The sequence below is a fragment of the Nodosilinea sp. E11 genome (genome assembly GCF_032813545.1).
Lineage (GTDB): Bacteria > Cyanobacteriota > Cyanobacteriia > Phormidesmidales > Phormidesmidaceae > Nodosilinea.
Genome location: NZ_CP136520.1, coordinates 4,319,652 through 4,338,411 on the forward strand (window position 1 = coordinate 4,319,652; position 18,760 = coordinate 4,338,411).

An 18,760-nucleotide genomic window follows, 5' to 3' on the forward strand; every position below is an offset into this window, starting at 1 on the left:
TGTTAAAGCATTTCTAATGCTGGGTACTGTTAACGGCAGTTTCCTCGTGACCATCCCCACTCCTGGACCCCAATGGAAACTTGGGAGCCTTGGCGAGGGTTGCCACCGCTGAGGTCAACCAGGGCTAGTTCCGTTGCAGCTCGGAAAGACCCCCGATAAACTGGTTGTTCTTGGGCATTATTGCGATAAAACCGAAGGGTTGACACCGTAGTTTCTGCGCCCGCTCGCTCCCATCGAATTTGTGTGAACCGTTGATTGGTAGCCTCAGCCCGATATTGCCAGCCATTCTGCATCTGCCCGGTACAAACGACAGCTCCGCTCGCTGGGGGAGCTACGGGAGGCTGGACCGTAGCCTGTTGACTGCTAAATTGGATGAAGAAGGTTTGTCCGTCTAGGGTGCCGTTGGCCGAGAGGCTGAGGATAGAGTTGTTGGGGCCGTAGCGTATATTGGCGGGGCCTTGAGCATCGGCATTGCCCGAGGAGGTGAGATTGAGGACGATGTCTTCGGCGGTCTTGCGAGTCTGCTGCCCGGCAAAAGCGATATTGTTGCCGTCGGACAGGCGAATCGATAGCTCGGCGCTATCGTCAGGTTGAACGGTTACCGATGCAAAGGAAATATTTTGGTTCGGACGGCCTTGAAGACCGAACACCCCTTGACCCTGCTGAGTTAGGGTGACCACATCGGGGGTAGGGGGACGGCTGATGCTGTCATCGCCAATGGTGAACAGAATCGACAGGGGCTGGCCGTCCAGAGTGCCGCTACCGCTCAGGGAAATTAGTGTATTGTCTTGGTAGCGGACGGTGAGCGTCCCGGTAGCATCAGCTGCGCCTGCACTGGTCAACTGAATCTGAGCCTCGCCTGCACCGTGATTGACCAGTTGCCCAGTCCACCGCTGCAAGTTACCATCCGTCAATCGCAGGGAAATTTCAACTTGTTGATTGGGGCGGCTAGTCACGGTAACGAAGGTGACGGTTTGACTGGGGCGGCTGCCAATGGATAGGGTTCCTTCTCCTTCTCCCACCAAGTTTAAGTTGGCTTGCTGGGCGATAACAGTGGATGAAAACGTTGGTATGGCTGCCCCGACCATTTGGGGGGTGCTTATAGCTGTGACGACAGCGCTACAGGCTAAAGCTGAGTAGGCCAGAATTGAGCGGATTTTCATAGCGATAACCTTTTGATGATTCTTGAACTGATTCAGAATGTTTTGCCTGGCGCTAGCGGCTAATCTCTGGCGCGCGATCGCCCTTAAAAATTGTTTCTTAGTACTAGTCGAAAATAGCCAAGAGGCCCAGCGTCAAGCTAACTACAAAGGCATCATACGTGAAGTTGATAACTAGTTAAGAACAGTTTTTAGCCTATTCGCATCATATTTTTATCCTATAAAGTCGCCTAACAAGGTAGAAACAGCAAAATTTTAAGGGAGATTCTAGTAGAGTAAACATTGTGTCTCAATTGGGAGGCTGGGCACACGGAGTACCTAGTGTTGAAATTTTGTCAGGTGGGCACTGCTTTCAAGATTTACGTAAGTTGATGCCTGAGCTTGCTTTATTTAGAAGGCTGCTGCTATGGGTTGCATGGCCTTTGGATCGCTGGTGTTTTTTGTCTGTAACATTCCTGACCAATTTTTTGGGGCACATGTACTGATTGTGGGGAGAGTCTATGCAGATGCGATCGTGCTATTTGCTTCCTGTAGCGGCTGTGCTGCTGGGGCTATTTAGTCTAATAACTCAGGTAAGTTTTGCCCAAGGCCCTGGCAATAGCCAAAATTCCCAAGCGGTGGCTGTCCTTTTTGAAAATGTGCGGATCTTTGACGGTGTTTCTGACAACCTGTCGGCTCCGTCGAACGTCTTGGTGGTTGGCAACGCCATTCAGGCGATTGATACCCGACCTCTGCCGATGCCAGCGGATATTGGCGTCGCTCGGATCAGCGGTGCAGGACGGGTGCTGATGCCAGGACTGATTGATGCCCACACCCACCTCTTTATGGAAACCAGCACCCAGGAAGACTTGATCGCGGCTACCACGGCTCCGGAACGACTGTTTCAACGGTCTCAGGAGAACGCCAATGCCATGCTGATGCGGGGGTTTACTAGTGCGCGAGATCTGGCAGGGCCGGTGTTTGAGCTGAAACGGGCCATCGATCGAGGTGATGTGGTGGGGCCGCGCATTTGGCCGTCAGGGGCGATGATTTCCCAGACTAGCGGTCACGGCGATTTTCGGGAACTGAGTGAGCTGCCCCGCACGCCTACTTCAGAGTTGAGCCTAGCCGAGCAGTTTGGCGTGGGGGCGATCGCCGATGGGGTAGACGAAGTGCTGCGCCGCACCCGTGAGCAACTAATGCTGGGGGCTAGTCAGATCAAGCTAGCCGCCGGGGGTGGGGTGGCCTCAGAGTTCGACCCTATTGACGTGGCTCAGTACACCGAGGCGGAACTGAGAGCGGCGGTGGACGCTGCCGAAGACTGGAACACCTACGTGACTGTCCATGCCTATACTCCCCGGGCGATTCAAAAGGCGATTCGGGCTGGGGTGAAATGCATTGAGCACGGTCAGCTAATCGACGAAGAGACGGCGCGGATGATCGCCGAGAACGATGTTTGGCTGAGCCCGCAGCCGTTCCTTGATGACGAAGACGCCAATCCCTATCCTGAGGGAACTGAAAACCGAGCTAAACAGCTGATGGTGGCCACCGGTACCGACAGGGCCTACAACCTGGCCAAACAGTACAACATTAAAACGGCCTGGGGCACCGATAACCTCTTCAACCCCCAAGGCTCAGCTCGTCAGGGGGCGAAACTAGCCAAGCTGGTGCGGTGGTATACCCCAGCGGAGGTATTACGGATGGCAACCAGCACAAATGCAAGCTTACTAGCGCTGTCGGGGCCGCGTAACCCCTACCCGGGCAAGTTGGGTGTCGTGGAAGAGGGTGCCCTAGCGGATTTGCTGCTAGTGAACGGCAATCCGCTGGAAAATATTCGGCTCATTGAGGATCCGGAGGCTAACTTTTTGGTGATTATGAAAAACGGGGTGATGTATAAGAACCGTCTTAGTTGACAGCTAAAAGTTGGCGCATCTTTACCACTGATGCATGGATTGAAACAATCCAGACAGCTTTGTGGCCTATTTAGTATCGGCCATGCAGGGATCTACCGAGACCACCTTCTATGGGATGGCAGTTTACCTCGGCAGCATTGGTATTATGAATACTCGCTACACGCTGCAGCGCCGCTGACAGCAGGTTTTGCCGTTATGGTGGCGGCGCTGGCGGTGTGCTACCTGACGTTTTAGGTGAACACTTTAGTGAGAACACTTTGGCAAAGACACCTGAGCGAGGATGTGTAGACAGGGACATCTAGACGAGGACGCTTTGGTAAGCAGTATGGCAGAATTTAGGGTGGATTTGCCCGATGCGGCGGCAACTCAGCAACTGGGCCAGCGGCTGGGGGAACTGTGCCCACCGGGCACGGCGCTGCTGCTGGCGGGTGATCTGGGCATGGGCAAGACAACCCTGGTGCAGGGGATTGGGGCGGGCCTGGGCATTGCGGAACCGATTAGCAGCCCGACGTTTACCTTAATCAATGAGTATTTGGAGGGGCGCATTCCTCTCTATCATGTGGACTTATACCGATTAGAACCGGAGCAGGTAGGCTCTTTAGAGTTGGAGAGCTACTGGGAGGCCATAGACATAGCGCCTGGCCTGTTGGCAATTGAATGGTCAGAGCGGATGCTGGACTATCCTGCATCGGCTCTGCGGCTGCGATTGGAAAACCTGCCTAGCGGTGGGCGACGGGCTACGCTGACAGCGGTTGGAGAAGAACAGATTGTGTTGTTGGAGCAGGTAATTGGCGATGGCCTACTGGCTGATGAAGTCTGAACCAGATGTGTACAGCATTGGCGATTTGGAGCGCGATCGCACCGAACTTTGGGACGGCGTGCGCAACTACCAGGCCCGCAACTTTCTCACCAGCATGGCATTAGGTGATCAAGCCTTCTTTTACCACTCCAACACCAAACCACCGGGGATCGTAGGGCTGGTGGAAATTGTTGAAACCAATGTGGTAGACCCGACTCAGTTTGATTCAACCCATAAATATTACGATCCCAAGTCATTCCCAGACAAGCCGCGCTGGCATACGGTGACGGTGGGCTATGTAGAAACCTTTGCGAGAGGCATTACCCTTGATCAGCTCAAAGAGGCCTTTACCCCCGATGAACTTTGGGTCGTGCGACGGGGCAATCGGCTGTCGGTGATGCCGGTAGAGGATACGATAGCTCAAAAGCTTTTGAAAATGGCCTATACCACTGAGTAATCTTGCTGTTTAAAGTAGTATTCTGGCTATTTACTCCCCAATGAAAATGTGAGGTCTGAGGTGGTAGCCTAAACATGCTATTCGGCAAGTTCCGCAGCATGAGGATTGTCCAAGCCAAATTCAAAGCTAACTGCCAAAATCTGCAATTACCATCCCCCATGCATCTCCCTGAAGACCCTGAAACACCTTTGCAGATCAACATCGTGCCCATGATCGATGTGGTGTTTGCGGTGCTGGCATTTTTTATTATTTCTAGCTTATTGTTAACCCGCAACCAGGGGCTACCGGTAGTGTTGCCAGGGGCCGAAACAGCTGAAACTCAGACCCAGCGCCAGGTGGTGGTAACAGTAAATGCGTCGGGTGAAATATTTGTCGGTGAGCGGGCAGTGGCGGATGAGCAGCTTTTGGAGGCGATTCAAACGCTGGGAACCCTATCCGACGGTGGCCTTGTGGTAATTCGGGCTGATCAATCAGTGAATTATGGTCGGGTTGTGGCGGTGATGGATCAACTGCGGACGTTGCCTGGGGTGCAGTTGGCGATCGCGACAGAAGGCGGTCAGCCTTAAAGACCTAACTGTTTTGGATCGACATGAACGATTCTAGTGCTGTATTGCAAAACATCTAGATTCAATAACTTGTCAATCTCCGGGGCTGTCAAATTTTAAGCCATACTTAAAGCTGAGAGAAAGCAGTTCGGGCTTTGATTATGGCGTTACAATTTCTGGCCTTGCCGGTGCGGCTGGTGTCTCTGGTGCAAACTATACTTGTGCCTCTGTGCTTTGTGCTCGCTTGGTGCCTGGTGGGGCTGACTGTGTGGAATTTGGTAGCGGCTGTGCGTGCTGGGGTTAGTCGCGCTACGGTAATGCATCAAATCCCCTGTGCTGACTGTCGTTACTTTACTAACGATCATCGGTTAAAGTGCCCAATCCATCCAAAAGTTGCCCTTTCAGAGTTAGCGATTGACTGTGCAGACTTTGAACGCGAGGGGCTGATGTAGCGTGGGGAAATGACTGAGCAATAGCTGTGCTGAATAAAAAGTCAGCCCCACCGAGTGTAGTTGTGGTAGAGGCTGACGAGTCTTATTGATATGGCTAATCTGTAGTATGCCCGTGAGAACGGCTACTTCATCGGTGGTAGTGGGGCAATTAAGCTGGTTTGGATTTGTTTTAGGATTGATCTGAGATCAAGGGAACGACTCGGGTGATCGCTTCTTTAATGAAGGCTTTCATAACGGCATCGCGTTGGTTGAGGCGAAACTGCTGCTCAACCACGGCACCCATACCGCCGTCGCCCCAGCTTTGATTTTGGCGAAAGTATTCTACGAAGCTTTTTCCAGCAATGCGAGTTAGATAGGCACCGCTAGCTCCTTTAAGGGCACGTCCGGCTACTACGGTGGCCAGATTCGTTTGTAGCCCTAGGGCTAGTAAATCGACGGTGCCTTTGACTAACCCCAGTCCTGTGAGGGTTTTGGCCACAGATACCGCTAGCGCTTTGCCTTCTTCAAGGCTAACTTCGCAGCCGTAGACCTTGCTCAGTTCTACAACCATTTGGGCGTTGATGGCGGCGGTAGCTAAAAAATCGAGGCCAGGTAGGGGAGTAATGGCGATCGCGCCTGCTCCCAGCCACTGGTAGCGATCAATAATGGCCTCAGCCTGGGCCTGGCGCTGGTGATCGATGATCTGGCGGGCAGCTTCGCCCAATTGCTGAGTTTGTAGGAGGAGATTGTCGGCCAGCAGAGTTTCGCCCTCCTGGCGCAGTACATCGGCTAGTCGTGCTTGCAGCGGTCTGAGGTTAGGGCGCATTTGTAGCCAACCGCCGCCCACCTGAGGTAAAGGCTGCGGAAGGGCGGCTACGGCGACTAGATCATCGGGGCTGAGGGGAGGTACGGTACGGGATCGCAATCGCCCGAGCAGCAGATCTAAATCGGTTTCAGGATAGCGATCGGCTTTGTTGAGCACCACCAAGACTCGCTTCCCCATCGCCATCAGCGATCGCAGTACCGTGTACTCGGCCTGGCGGAGGTCATCATCAATCACGAATAAAATCAAATCAGCTCTAGCGGCAATTTCGCGGGCCTGTTGTTCTCGTTCGGTACCGGCTACCCCAACTTCGGCAATGCCAGGCGTGTCGATCAGCTGTAGGGTTCTGGGAAGATCGGCGAGTTGCCAGGTATAGGTGTGCTCAGTTTGGGTGGTGCCCATGGCCGCCCCTACTGCGCCAACGGCCTGACCCAGCAACCCATTGATCAGGGCCGTTTTGCCAGCAGAACCGACCCCAAACACGGCAATGGTAAACGTGCGATCGCCCAGAGTAGCCTGTAACCCTTGCGCCTTTTGTGCCAGGGCCTCGCGGGCCACCTGATCTTGAATTTGCTCAACCTGGCGCTGCACAGTTTGTAGGGTGACGGCGGCGGCTTCGCCTGGATCACGAGGGGCTTGGGGTCTGGGCTTGCGCCGACGGGGCCTAAGAAAGGGCCTGAGACGGTAGAGCCCAAAACCGGCGATCGCCAAGCCAATGGCTACGATCGCCCCCATCACTAGCCGGGCCAGCAGGGGCGACAGTAATGCTAAGGCCGCATACAGCCGCAGAAGTGAATCGGCCAGCACGAGGATGGCCCCTAACCCCAGCAGCAGCCCTACGAGAATGAATGCCCATCGCCACCGTGCCATGTGTGCTCTACTCAACCAAGGACGGTTCGTGCAGAATAGCGTAAAACAATGCCCTAAAAACTAGCATGGCAGAGGCATTCAAGGAACACCTCTGCCATAGCAGGACATTTGGAGCGATAGAGCCGTTGTGCTAAGGGCTGTTTGAGAGCAGCGCCCCTCGCGAAAGGCCTAGAGAGGGTTGTGGGAAAATCGGTTGCTGCGGTTGGGACGGCTATCATCGCCGCCGCCGCCGCCATCATCGGTACGGGGACGGGCCTTATTGACTCTAAGCTCACGGCCTAACCACTCGGCACCGTCTAGTTCAGAGATAGCCTGATCTTCTTTGGCCTCGTCGGCCATATCGACAAAGGCAAAGCCACGCTTGCGACCGGTTTCACGATCGATGGGTAGGCTAATGCGGGTGACCTCGCCATACTCGGCGAAAACACTTTTAATATCGTCCTCAGATGCCTGAAAGGACAAGTTACCAATGTAAATAGTCACGAGTCTCTCCGAACCAAAATACCGATAGGTCAAATATTCAAGTCGTTGGTTATAGGGTCTAAAGCCTTGTTTTAAGGCCTTAAACCTACCCTAGGCTTCAATATTTGCTAGCTATGATAGCCGATTCCTATTTAGTTAGCAGTAGCCCATCTCACACCTAGAGAATTTCTCCCCAAACGACGATCGCCTCAGTCTGGATGAAGACCAAGGCGATCGTTACGAAACCGATTGAGAGGTTAGGCAGCGGCGAGTACCCACTGCACTAAAGTGCGGACCCCAAAGCCGGTACCACCGGGGTTGTTGTAACCGTTTTCTTTTTCGGTCCACACGGGGCCTGCAACATCGAGGTGAATCCAGGGGGTGGTGTTCACAAACTGTTTGAGGAACAGGGCTGCGGTAATGGAACCGCCGGGACGGGGGCCGGTATTTTTCATGTCGGCCACAATAGACTTGAGCCCGTCGAAGTATTTTTCTTCCATGGGCAAACGCCAGAACTTTTCACCAGCGGCCTCGGCGGCGGTAGCGATCGCCCCGGCCAATTCGTCATTTTCGCTAAACAGCCCGGCGATGTCGTCGCCCAGGGCAATAATACAGGCCCCCGTAAGGGTGGCTAGATCAACAATGGCATCGACACCCAGCTTCTCGGCAAAGACCAGGGCATCGGCTAGGGTGAGACGGCCCTCGGCGTCGGTGTTGTTGACCTCAATGGTTTTGCCATTGGAGGCGGTGAGAATGTCGCCGGGGCGCATCGCATTGCCGCCGATCATATTTTCGGCTGCAGCGCTAATGAAGTGAACCTCAACATTGGGTTTGAGCTGGGCGATCGCCTTAGCGGCTCCCAATGTGGCGGCAGCTCCACCCATGTCAATTTTCATCATCTCGATGCCGCTGCCGGCCCCTTTAATGTTGAGACCGCCCGAGTCGAAGGTTAAACCTTTGCCGACGATTGCCAGCTTGCGGGTGGGTGTACCCGCAGGCCTATAGGTGAGATGGATAAATTTGGGTGGTAGGTCAGAGGCTCTGGCTACCCCCAGGTAGGCCCCCATGCCCAGGGCTTCGCACTGCTCTTGTTCGAGAATGTCTAGTTCTAGACCGTAGTCAGTGGCGATCGCCTGGGCGGTTTGGGCCAGGGTTTCTGGGGTGACGATGTTAGCTGGGGCCGACACTAGCTCACGGGCCAGAATGACGCCTTCGCAGACGGCCTGGGCAGCTTTTAGGCTGGCTTCCTGGTCGGGCAAGCCGAGCAGATCAATGCGGGTGAGGGTAATTTTGCCGTTGGCCTTGTCGTCTGACTTGAAGCGGTTGTCTTGGTGAAGGGCCAGCCTGGCACCCTCGGCCAAAGCCTGAGCGGTAAGCGCTGCATCGTGGTTAAGCACGGGCATGCTCAGCCCCAGCGAGCTGCATTTTTCTTTTTTGGCTAGCCGGGCGGCGGCGGCGGCGGCACGGCGCAGAGATTCGGTGGTAATTGCATCGGTAGCACCTAACCCAACCACGCCCAGCTTGCGCATGGCGGCCCCACTCCCTACACGGGTGATAGCAGTGGTGCCGCTTTTGCCCGTAAATTCGGCCTCATCAATCAGTTCTTGCAAGAGCCCAGAGACCCGGCTATTGAGCTCGGCCAGGGTGGTGGATAGGGGAAGGGCGTCTTCGCTAAGGCCAATGATCAGGGCGTCGCCAGACCAATCGAGACAGGAGGTACTAGATGCGTGAAATTCCATTCAACCTTGGGGTTAGTATGCTCTGTTTACTATAAACCTTGGTAACCGTCCAGGACGAGTTTGGGTTAGGCAAACCACCCTCGAGTAGGTTCGCTAGTATAAGACGGATTAGTGAACGAACTCCCTGGCCACCTTCTACGCCACGGGCTGACTTTTAGGACGAAACCCCTTAGCAGAGTTCATGGGTGTGCCATGGTGAAACGGTTAAAAGCGAACCTGCCGCTGGTCGCGATCGCAGGGGTGAGTGCCCTGTCGTTTGGTATGGCCGCTGCCCTGGTGAATGCGGTGTCGTCTTCGGGCGATCCTCAGGTTATTTTGGAGGAGTCGCTGCTGCCGGGGCTGGGGCGATCGCCTGATTGGAATGCCGATGACCCTGTGCTTGCCCTCGCGCTACAGCTGGCCGACCAGCGCCAGGAGGCCCTGGCCACGTTTGTTGAGGGCAAAGACTCGCTCAGCCGCAGCCGCGCCCGATATTTGCTAGCACTCGATTTGATCAATCAAGATCGGGGCGGTAGCGCTCTGCCCTTGCTAGACGGGTTGGAGCAAGACTATAGGGCCATGGCCCCCTATGTGGCGCTGGCTTTGGCCCAGGCTCAGCGGGCGGCGGGCCAGGCTGAGGCCGCTCAACAAACCCAAGCCCGGCTGCTGACGGAGTACGGAGATGATGGGGCGATCGCCCCGCTGCTGTTTGAACTGGGGCAGCAAGACCCGGCCTACTGGGATCGCCTGGTGCAGCAGTTTCCCACCCATCCCAAGGCGGTGGAGGTGGCCGACCAGCGGCTGGCCGCTGACCCCAATCGGGCCGATGCCCTGCCGCTGCTGATGATTAAGGCGCGGGCGGGGTTGCACCATGCCAACGCTGGGGCGGCGCTGCTGCGGCTCAAAAATGAGTTTGGCGGTCAGCTTAGCCCCGAAGACTGGCAGACCGTAGGCTTTGGCTTTTGGCGCATTGACAGCTATGGCGATGCCGGGGCCGCCTACGCCCAGGCTCCACCTTCGCCCCGCAATCTGTATCGGGCGGCGAGGGGTCTTCAGGTGAGCGGCGGTCAGCGCGATCGCGCGATCGCGCTCTACAACCAGCTCGACCAGCAGTTTCCCGATGCCCCGGAGACCGCCACCGGACTGCTGCGCCTGACTCTGAGTCTGCCCGACGAAGCCTCGCTGGGGGTGCTCGATCAGGTCGTGAGCCGCTTCCCCGACCGGGCAGCAGAGGCGTTGCTAGAAAAGGCCAAAATTCTCGATAAGTTGAACAGTGCGGCCTCGGCCCAGGGCAACCGCGAACTGATTCTGCGGGAATACGGTGACTCTGATGCCGCTGCCGATATTCGCCTGACGGCGGCGCTCGCGGCGGCTGCGCAGGGGGATTTGGCGACGGCCCTGCGCTGGGGTGGCGACGTGCTTAAGTACAGCCCCGATAGTGATCTGGCTGCCGATGCGGGCTATTGGGTCGGCAAGTGGGGGCGTCAGATGGGGCAAGATAATGTGGCTCAGAAAGCCCTTGAAAGTGTGATTGCTCACCATCCCGAGTCGTACTATGCCTGGCGCTCAGCCGTGGCGCTGGGGTGGAATGTCGGAGACTTTAAGACGGTGCGATCGCTCACCCCAGCGGTGACCCCTCCAGCTCAGCGCACCCCGCTGCCTACGGGGTCTGACACCCTGCAAGAGCTGTACCTACTGGGTCAAAATCAGCGGGCCTGGGAGCGGTGGCAGCTAGAGTATGCGAATTACCAGGACCCTACCCCCGAGGAGCAGTTTACCGACGGGCTGATGCGCCTGGGCACCTACGACAACATCAACGGCATTTATCAGGTGTCGAGCCTGAGCCTAACCGATGACCCGGCGGATCTAGAAACGGTTCAAGCACTCAAGCAGCGCCCCGACTTTTGGCATGGGGTGTATCCGATGCCCTACCGCGATTTGATCACCACCTGGTCGGCGGAGCGTCAGCTCAATCCACTGCTGGTGGCGGCGTTGATTCGTCAAGAGTCGCGCTTTGAGCACAAAATTCGTTCTGGCGTAGGAGCCGCTGGCCTGATGCAGGTGATGCCCGCTACCGCCGAATGGATCAAGGGCCGCGCCGGGCTCGATACCTACGACCTCAATGACCCCACCGACAACATTAAGCTCGGTACCTGGTACCTCGACTACACCCATGCCGAGTACGACAACCATTCGCTGTTTGCGGTGGCCAGCTATAACGCTGGGCCGGGCGCTGTAGCGAACTGGATTAACCGAGGTGGCTTTGTCGATGCCGACGACTTTGCCGAGAAAATTCCTTACCCAGAAACCAAGGGCTATGTGCGAGCGGTGTTTGGCGGCTACTGGAACTATCTGCGGCTGTACGATCCGGCGATCGCGGAGCAGGTGGAGACGCTAAAGAAGCGCCATCGTGGTTTTAGCGGTTAGGCGGCAGCAAACCCTATGGCAAACCTTCGAGGGCTAAGGGCGGTTGGTGTGGCAGCGGCTACGGGCAGCTTAGCGTTTCTAGTCGCGATCGCTGATGCCAAGGCCTCACTGTGCCCAGCCCAGCTAGCGACCCAGCTAGATGCTGCCCTTGACCAAGCCCCGCTGGCTACGGCCTATGTAGGCCTGGTGCTGCAAACCCAAGGGGCAACGCCGCGCACCCTGTACAACCGCAACGGCGATCGCCTGTTGACGCCAGCCTCTAACATCAAGCTGCTGACCACGGCTGCCGCTGCCCACTCCCTCGGGGCCGACTACCGCCTGCGCACCTCTGTCTATGGCATGCCCGGCCCTGGAGGCAGCACGATGCTGCGGGTGGTAGGCCGGGGCGACCCGAGTTTTACGATCGCTCAGATTGACGATCTCGTGCAGCAGTTGACCCAGGCTGGGGTGAGACAGGTGAGCCGCCTGATCATTGACGACTCTTACTTTCCGGGGTTTGCCACCAACCCTACCTGGGAGTGGGAAGATGCCCAGTTTGCCTATGCTGCCCCGGTCAACAGCCTGATCTTAGACCGCAATGCAGTGGCGGTGCAGGTGGCCCCAACCCAGGTGGGCAGGCCGTTAAGTCTAGCGTGGTTGAGGGGGCTGCCTGCTGGCCCCCTGCCGGTGGTCAATGAGACGACGACCGTAGCTGCCGGGGCGGTAGCGGTTCCGCTCTCGCTCTGGCGCACGGGAGATTCGCCCACCCTACGGGTGACAGGGCAAATGACCACCGGCAGCAATCCTCGCACCTTAAATTTGGCGGTGCTAAACCCAGCTCAGCAGTTTGCCTCGGCTATGGAGCAGGCGCTGCGGCAGCGATCGCTGCCGGTGGGGCAAACGGTGATTACGCAAACCTCGACTCCCATTTCAGCGCCCGAGCTGGCGGCGGTGGAATCACCCTCGGTGGGCGAACTGATGCGGTGGGCCAATCGCGACAGCGACAATCTCTATGCCGAGGCGCTGTTTAAAACCCTGGGGGTGACGGCCACGGCAGCGCCTACCGAGGCCAGCCAGGCAGGGGGCGAAGCGGTCAAAACGGTGCTGACAGACATGGGGGTAGCGGCAACGGCCCTGCGGCTGGCCGACGGCTCTGGGCTGTCGCGCCACAATTTAGTCTCGCCTCTGGTGCTGGTGGAGACGCTCCAGGTGATGACCAGGCACCCCCAGGGAGGCGCATTTAGGCAGTCTCTGGCGATCGCGGGCCAGAGCGGCACCCTGAGCAATCGGCTGCGGGGCACAGCGCTAGAGGGCCGGTTGCAGGGTAAATCGGGGGCGCTGACGGGAAATGTGTCGCTGTCGGGCTACGTGCAGCCCCCCAATTATCAGCCTCTGGTGTTTAGTATTGTGATCAACCATTCTAACCAGCCTGCTAGCCGCCTGCGGGAGCAGATCGATCAGCTCTTGCTGCTGGTGGCACAGCTGCAAGAGGGGTGTTAGCGATGTTGGGCCTATGCCCCCGTGGGGATAGCAATCTAGAATTTCAGTGGGAAAATATTATTCTTGGAATAGAGATCGCCTTTGCTCCGTGCCGATGGCAGGCTAGTAAGAGCTTTCGTCTATACTCGGTTCATTCCAGCAGCGATCGCGGGAGGTAGGCAGTATGGTGACGGCGAAAGAGGCGGCTACGGTTACAGAACCTGCAGAACTGCCGACTGAAGATGCTGCGCAATTTCAGCGGTTGCAAGCATCCCTGCGCGATCGCTGGGTGTCCACCGACGAATTTGACACCGAAGAACGGCACATTGTGGTGGTGCCTTCCCTCAGCCTTGACCAAGAAGAGCTGCAAAAAATTGAAGGCGTTAACCACTACGAAGAGCGTCTGCTGTTTTCGCTGATTCGGCTGCGCAACCCCAACACGCACCTGGTCTATGTCACCTCAATGCCGCTGCACCCCAGCATCATTGACTATTATCTAGAGCTGCTGCCCGGCATTCCGAGCTCCCATGCCCGCGATCGCCTCACCCTGTTTGCCGCCTACGACAGCTCGCGCAAGCCCCTCAGTCAAAAGCTGCTAGAACGGCCTCGCCTGCTCGATCGCCTGCGCAAGGCCGTAAACCCTCAGCGGGCCTATATGACCTGCTACAACTCCACTCCCTGGGAGCGGGATCTGTCCCTGGCCCTAGGGGTGCCGCTGCTGGCCCTCGACCCCGACCTGCTGTACTGGGGCACCAAGAGCGGCAGTCGAGAAATCTTTAGACGCTGTGGCATTCCCCACCCGATCGGCAGCGAACTGGTGTTTAATCAGCAAGATCTAGCCACGGTCACCGCTGAGGTGTGGGAGCAAGACCCCAGCCTCAAGCGCATGGTCATTAAGCTCAACGAAGGGTTTTCGGGCGAAGGCAACGCCATTCTCGACTTGAGAACCTTGCAGCCGGTGGCACCGGGAAATGCAGGCCATCGCGATCGCGTCCAGGCCATTGCCGCCGCGTTTACCGATCTCAGTTTTCAGTGCGACACCGAAACGTGGGACCACTTTGCCGCCAAAATACCGGTGCTGGGGGCGATCGCCGAAGCCTTTATCGAAGGCGACCACAAAGAATCTCCCAGTGTCCAGGGCCGCATTACCCCCCTGGGTGAGGTCGAAATTCTCTCCACCCACGACCAGGAGTTGGGCGGCCCCGATGGTCAAATTTTCCTCGGCTGCTCTTTTCCGTCTCGGCCCGACTACCGGTTAGAAATTCAGGAAATGGGGCAGCGCATCGGCGAAGAACTGGCCCGCCAGGGTGCACTGGAGCGCTACGGTGTTGACTTCATCGCCGTGGCCAAAGGTGACCCCAACGCCCCCGAATGGGATCTTCAGGCGATCGAAATTAACCTGCGCAAAGGAGGCACCACCCACCCCCTGATGGCGATGAAAATGCTCACTGAAGGGCACTTTCACCAGGCCGACGGGCTGTTTTACACCAAGCAAGAGCAGGTGCGCTACTACCACGCCTCCGACAATCTGCAAAAACCCCACTACCGGGGGCTGCTGCCCAGCGACCTGATGGATATCATCGTGGCTAAACAGCTGCACTTTAACTCCATTAGCGGCGTGGGAGCTGCCTTTCACCTGATGGGCTGTCTGTCGGAGTATGGCAAAGTCGGCCTCACCTGCATTGGCACTAGCCCTGACCACGCCCGCGAAATTTACGACCAGGTGGTTGCCGCCCTCGACGAGTCCACCGAGGGCTAGAGAAACTCCCGTTGACTCCCTTGCGGTTACCCTTCGCCGACGATCGCCCGCATGCCTTCCAGGGTCGCCGGAATGCTCTTGGGATCCATAAACATCACTTTGCTGCTGTCGCTGCTGCCGATCTTCAGCCCCATTTCCAGGTAGTGCTGGGCCAGAATGAATTGCAGCGCCTCTCGCATGCCCGGATCGGTCGCCAGAGAGTTGGCAATCACCTGCATAGCTTCGGCGGTACCCTGAGCCTGTAAAATTTGCTCCTGCCGCAGGGCTTGAGCCCGTAGCACAATCGTCTTTTGCTGAGCTTCGGCATCTAAAATCGCTGCCTTTTGGCGGGCCTCAGCATCGAGCACCGCCGATTCGGCCCGGCCCTTGGCCGAGTTCACCGCCGACTCGCGTTCCCCTTCAGAGGTCAACACAGCGGCCCGCTTTTTACGCTCTGCCGCCATTTGCAGTTCCATCGAGTCTTGTACGGCCTTAGAGGGCACGATGTCGCGCAGCTCAACCCGCGTCACCTTTACGCCCCAGGGGTCGGTAGAAATATCGAGTTCGCGCAGCAGCAGTTCATTGATTTCAGAGCGAGCGGTAAAGGTTTGGTCGAGTTCTAGCTGACCCATTTCCGAGCGAATCTGGGTGAGCACCAGGTTAACCATGGCCGATTGCAGGTTTTCTACCTTGTAGTAGGCCTTTTCCATGTCTACGATCCGCCAGTACACCACCGCATCCACCGTGATCGACACGTTGTCGCGGGTAATGCACTGCTGGGGCGGAATATCGAGCACCCGCTCTCGAATCGTTTGCTTGAACACCACCTTGTCGAGAAAAGGCACTAAAAAGTTAAGGCCGGGGGTGAGTTTTTTGCCATTGTATTTGCCCAGGGTTTCGACTAAGGCCTCATCGCTCTGATTAATAATCTTGACTGAGCTGGCGGCAATAGAGCCCCCAAAAATCAGCACAACTAAAAAGCTAAAAAAGCCGCCCATACATCTAAATCCTCAATCGGGTTTGTGAAAGTGGTTTGAACTGATACAGCGCAAAATTCCCCTGCTACGCTCTCAGGGCACTCTCGGGCATCACGTAGAGAGTATTGCCCTTACGGCGGATCACCACCACAGGCTGATTGGCCCCAATGGTGATGGTTTCATCGTCGCAGCGAGCCTGCCAGGAGTTGCCTTCATAGATCACCCGTCCGGTCTGCCCAGGGTCAATGGCGGTAATGGTGCGGGCTTCGGTTGATTCTTGCAGACTGTAGGGGGTGCGCTTGGGCACAAACCGCCGCAGCAAGAAAATAAACACTAGCGAGAGGGCTACCCACACCACCATCTGAAGGTTAAAGGAGGGCACCACTAGGGCCAAAACGGCCACAATAAAGGCGCTGATGCCTAGGGTAGACTCTACAAAACCGGTGGGCAAAAATAGCTCCATGAGGCAGAAAATGGCCCCAAGAATGGCCCAAAACAGAGGGTAGTTCATAGTAGCCCAGTAAAAAATAGCCCAATCAAAACGTTAGTCCCTAAAGTGAGGGAGCATCTGATCCAAATGCCGATCCATGAAACCCAACCCAGGTTACCCTTCTGAAAGTCTCCCTATCCTCTAGGATTAATCTATCTTTAGGGTCTAGCCTTTGTGGGGGCTGATTACGTTGTCTTAAGAGTTTTGAGCGATTCCTGGCGTTGAAGTGTGCCGATAACCCCTATGAACCGTGTTGAACGCCGTCCATCTCGCTATAAGCCCTACCTGTGGGCCGTCGGGACTGATCTAGAAACCCTGCCGGTGGACGAGCTGGTGGGACAGCGTTACCGCGTGGTGGCTCCCTATATTTGGTTAGATACTCAGCCTGACCAGCGCCCGAGCGCCCCAGATACGTTTCCCCCCGAGGCGATGCCTTATCTGAAGGCTCACCCCCTGCGGCTGCATGTGCCGGGCCTGTACAGTGTGCTAGAACGCACCGGAGCACCGCCGATTCTGCTGTTGGACAATGCTCCTATTCACCCCCAATCGGGCGATCTGCTGCCGGAGCTAGCGGCTGGGTTGGCTAGTGCGTTGCCCCTGCGCCAGGCCAACTGGCTGTGGCAACTGTGGGAGCTGTGGAAAAATTTGGGTGAGCTGGGGCTGGCGGGCAGTGTGTTGATGCCGGGCAATCTGCGGGTAGATGGCTGGCGGCTGCGGCTGCGGGAGCTAGCGCCTGAGGTGGAGCCGCCTACCCTAGCTGACTTGACGGAACTGTGGCGATCGCTGTTGTCGCCCCTGCATCTGTCGGTATCAGAGCCGCTGCGCCGTTTAGTCAATGGCTTAGATGCCGGTACCCTAGATGCCGATACCCTCAGCCTAGAACTGAACCAGATATTGCTGAGTCAGGCAGCCACCGCTACCACTCGCATTGCCCTATCGGGGGCTACGGCCCAGGGGCCGACCCAGCCCCGCAATGAAGACGCCTGCTGGCCCCAGGGTACCCAAGCGGATGGGGCGCAGGGCTTGCAGGTGGCCATGGTGTGTGACGGAGTAGGCGGTCACGATGGCGGAGAAGTGGCCAGCCAGCTAACGGTGCAGTCCCTGCAAATTCAGCTTCAGGCGCTGCTGGCTGAGACTCAAAACGAGCTGCGAGCGCTGCCGCCTGAGGTGATCATTCAGCAGTTGGAAGCGGTCATTCGCATCGTCAATGAGCTGATCAACTTTCAAAACGATAACCAGGGTCGGGTGGGTCGCCATCGTATGGGTACCACCCTCGCGATGGCGGTAGTGATTCCCCAGCGGGTGCAGACCGGCGAAGGCTGGGAGCGAGTCAATGAGGTGTATCTGGCCCACGTGGGCGACAGCCGCGCCTACTGGATTACGCCCGATTATTGTCATCTGCTCACCGTAGACGACGACATTGCCGGGCGGGAGGTGATCGCCGGTCGCCAAACCTGGCCGGTGGCCCTAGAGCGCAGCGATGCCGATGCGCTGACCCAGGCCTTGGGCACCCGCAGCGGCGATCACCTGCGGCCCCATATTCAGCGGTTTGTGTTTGATGAAACGGGTATCTTGCTCCTGTGTACCGATGGCCTCAGCGATAACTACCGGATCGAAGATGCCTGGGCTAACTACATTGGCCTAATTGTGAAGGACATTGTCACCCTTGACTCGGCGGTGGCGTCGTGGATTGAGCTGGCCAACCAAAAAAACGGTCACGACAACACCGCTGTGGTGCTGATGCAGCATAAGGTCTTGGTTCAGCCTGGGGCACAAACTGGGTCGGAAGCCGCCCGCACGGGCGCTCAGCAGTCGGCGTCCCCGGTGGGAGCTAAGCTCTACGGCGAAAGCTCGCCCCAGGAAGAATTCGTTTCTGCCGCCGAGTCTAAACCGCCGGCGGGCATTCCCCGTTGGCTGCTGGCGATATCGGGATCGGTGCTGCTGGTGGGCTTGCTAGGCTGGTGGTGGCTGGCAAGCCGAGCGCCGGAGCTGCCCGAGACGCCTGAAACGCCGCCTGCGGCCCCGGCTCCCTAGGCGGCTGGCGAGGGTTTAGCTGGCGCTCACCGCAGGCAAAACGATGGGGATATGGACGGATACGGTGATAAATTCTTGGGCTGACGGGATGCAGTCGGTGCTATTGGGGCCGGTGCAAAACTGGCTGGCGGCGCATCCGCTGCTGAGCTGGCTGGTGGGGCACCCGTTAGTGGCGGGGGCCGTGGCGGGGGTGGCGCTGCTGTTGTTTGCAGGGCTGTGGAGTGCGATCGCCCGTCTGACCGAGGGCTTTTGGCTCTCCCTCGTTAAGTTACCCTTTCAGCTCAGTGGCTGGATCTTTGGGGCCTTGTCGGGGCTGCTAGTGCGGCGCTGGGTGAAGCCCTCAGCGACGGCGGAGAGTCGCGATCGCCTCAGCGAAATTGTCGCCCGTCTAGAGATGCTGCAAACCGAGCAAGAAACCCTGATGGCAGAACTGCGTACCCTGCTCAAACAAGACGCCAGATTGGGGGACTAGACCCGCG

At 57.2% G+C, this 18,760-nt stretch carries 16 protein-coding genes; 10 read left to right on the plus strand and 6 right to left on the minus strand.

Annotated features, from left to right (window positions below; translation table 11 throughout):
• Positions 1-29: 29 nt before the first annotated feature.
• On the minus strand, positions 30-1,163 hold the full coding sequence (locus tag RRF56_RS21425) for a hypothetical protein (RefSeq protein WP_317035181.1): 1,134 nt from the start codon (positions 1,161-1,163) through the stop codon (positions 30-32).
• Between the two features lie 503 nt (positions 1,164-1,666).
• Between RRF56_RS21425 and RRF56_RS21430 the strand changes: the two genes are divergently transcribed.
• From RRF56_RS21430 to RRF56_RS21450, 5 genes are all read left to right on the plus strand, one after another.
• Positions 1,667-3,052: an amidohydrolase family protein gene (locus tag RRF56_RS21430; RefSeq protein WP_410510667.1), complete on the plus strand. Its 1,386-nt coding sequence runs from the start codon at positions 1,667-1,669 to the stop codon at positions 3,050-3,052.
• 325 nt (positions 3,053-3,377) lie between these two features.
• Entirely contained in the window at positions 3,378-3,872 is a 495-nt protein-coding gene (gene tsaE / locus RRF56_RS21435; RefSeq protein ID WP_317035183.1) for a tRNA (adenosine(37)-N6)-threonylcarbamoyltransferase complex ATPase subunit type 1 TsaE, read from the plus strand.
• Positions 3,847-4,308 carry an EVE domain-containing protein gene (locus RRF56_RS21440; protein ID WP_317035184.1) on the plus strand — a complete coding sequence of 154 codons (462 nt, stop codon included), beginning with the start codon at positions 3,847-3,849 and terminating at the stop codon, positions 4,306-4,308. Before tsaE ends, RRF56_RS21440 begins: the two co-directional genes overlap by 26 nt.
• Positions 4,309-4,466: 158 nt before the next feature.
• On the plus strand, positions 4,467-4,874 hold the full coding sequence (locus tag RRF56_RS21445; protein ID WP_317035185.1) for a biopolymer transporter ExbD: 408 nt from the start codon (positions 4,467-4,469) through the stop codon (positions 4,872-4,874).
• A 140-nt stretch (positions 4,875-5,014) separates the two neighbouring features.
• Positions 5,015-5,305 (plus strand): hypothetical protein, encoded by a 291-nt coding sequence (locus RRF56_RS21450; protein WP_317035186.1) that lies wholly within the window; start codon positions 5,015-5,017, stop codon positions 5,303-5,305.
• Positions 5,306-5,474: 169 nt separating this feature from the next.
• Here RRF56_RS21450 and RRF56_RS21455 read toward each other — a convergent pair whose 3' ends face one another.
• From RRF56_RS21455 to RRF56_RS21465, 3 genes are all read right to left on the minus strand, one after another.
• Complete coding sequence (locus RRF56_RS21455; protein ID WP_317035187.1) at positions 5,475-6,977, minus strand: GTP-binding protein; 1,503 nt, start codon at positions 6,975-6,977, stop codon at positions 5,475-5,477.
• Positions 6,978-7,145: 168 nt separating this feature from the next.
• Positions 7,146-7,460 (minus strand): RNA-binding protein, encoded by a 315-nt coding sequence (locus tag RRF56_RS21460; RefSeq protein WP_317035188.1) that lies wholly within the window; start codon positions 7,458-7,460, stop codon positions 7,146-7,148.
• A gap of 236 nt (positions 7,461-7,696) precedes the next feature.
• Entirely contained in the window at positions 7,697-9,178 is a 1,482-nt protein-coding gene (locus tag RRF56_RS21465; protein WP_317035189.1) for a leucyl aminopeptidase, read from the minus strand.
• A 192-nt stretch (positions 9,179-9,370) separates the two neighbouring features.
• Here RRF56_RS21465 and RRF56_RS21470 point away from each other — a divergent pair, with 192 nt between their 5' ends.
• From RRF56_RS21470 to RRF56_RS21480, 3 genes are all read left to right on the plus strand, one after another.
• Positions 9,371-11,584, plus strand: a complete 2,214-nt coding sequence (locus RRF56_RS21470) for a transglycosylase SLT domain-containing protein (protein WP_317035190.1) — start codon at positions 9,371-9,373, stop codon at positions 11,582-11,584.
• Between the two features lie 15 nt (positions 11,585-11,599).
• Complete coding sequence (dacB, locus tag RRF56_RS21475; protein ID WP_317035191.1) at positions 11,600-13,063, plus strand: D-alanyl-D-alanine carboxypeptidase/D-alanyl-D-alanine-endopeptidase; 1,464 nt, start codon at positions 11,600-11,602, stop codon at positions 13,061-13,063.
• Between the two features lie 163 nt (positions 13,064-13,226).
• Positions 13,227-14,801: a peptide ligase PGM1-related protein gene (locus RRF56_RS21480; protein WP_317035192.1), complete on the plus strand. Its 1,575-nt coding sequence runs from the start codon at positions 13,227-13,229 to the stop codon at positions 14,799-14,801.
• 26 nt (positions 14,802-14,827) lie between these two features.
• Here the strand turns inward: RRF56_RS21480 and RRF56_RS21485 are convergent, their stop codons facing one another.
• On the minus strand, positions 14,828-15,778 hold the full coding sequence (locus RRF56_RS21485; protein WP_317035193.1) for an SPFH domain-containing protein: 951 nt from the start codon (positions 15,776-15,778) through the stop codon (positions 14,828-14,830).
• 64 nt (positions 15,779-15,842) lie between these two features.
• Entirely contained in the window at positions 15,843-16,268 is a 426-nt protein-coding gene (locus tag RRF56_RS21490; RefSeq protein ID WP_317035194.1) for an NfeD family protein, read from the minus strand.
• Positions 16,269-16,490: 222 nt separating this feature from the next.
• Between RRF56_RS21490 and RRF56_RS21495 the strand changes: the two genes are divergently transcribed.
• Positions 16,491-18,281, plus strand: coding sequence for a protein phosphatase 2C domain-containing protein (locus RRF56_RS21495; RefSeq protein WP_317035195.1), 1,791 nt, complete (start codon positions 16,491-16,493; stop codon positions 18,279-18,281).
• Between the two features lie 43 nt (positions 18,282-18,324).
• Positions 18,325-18,753 carry a hypothetical protein gene (locus RRF56_RS21500; RefSeq protein WP_317035196.1) on the plus strand — a complete coding sequence of 143 codons (429 nt, stop codon included), beginning with the start codon at positions 18,325-18,327 and terminating at the stop codon, positions 18,751-18,753.
• The last annotated feature ends 7 nt before the right edge of the window (positions 18,754-18,760 follow it).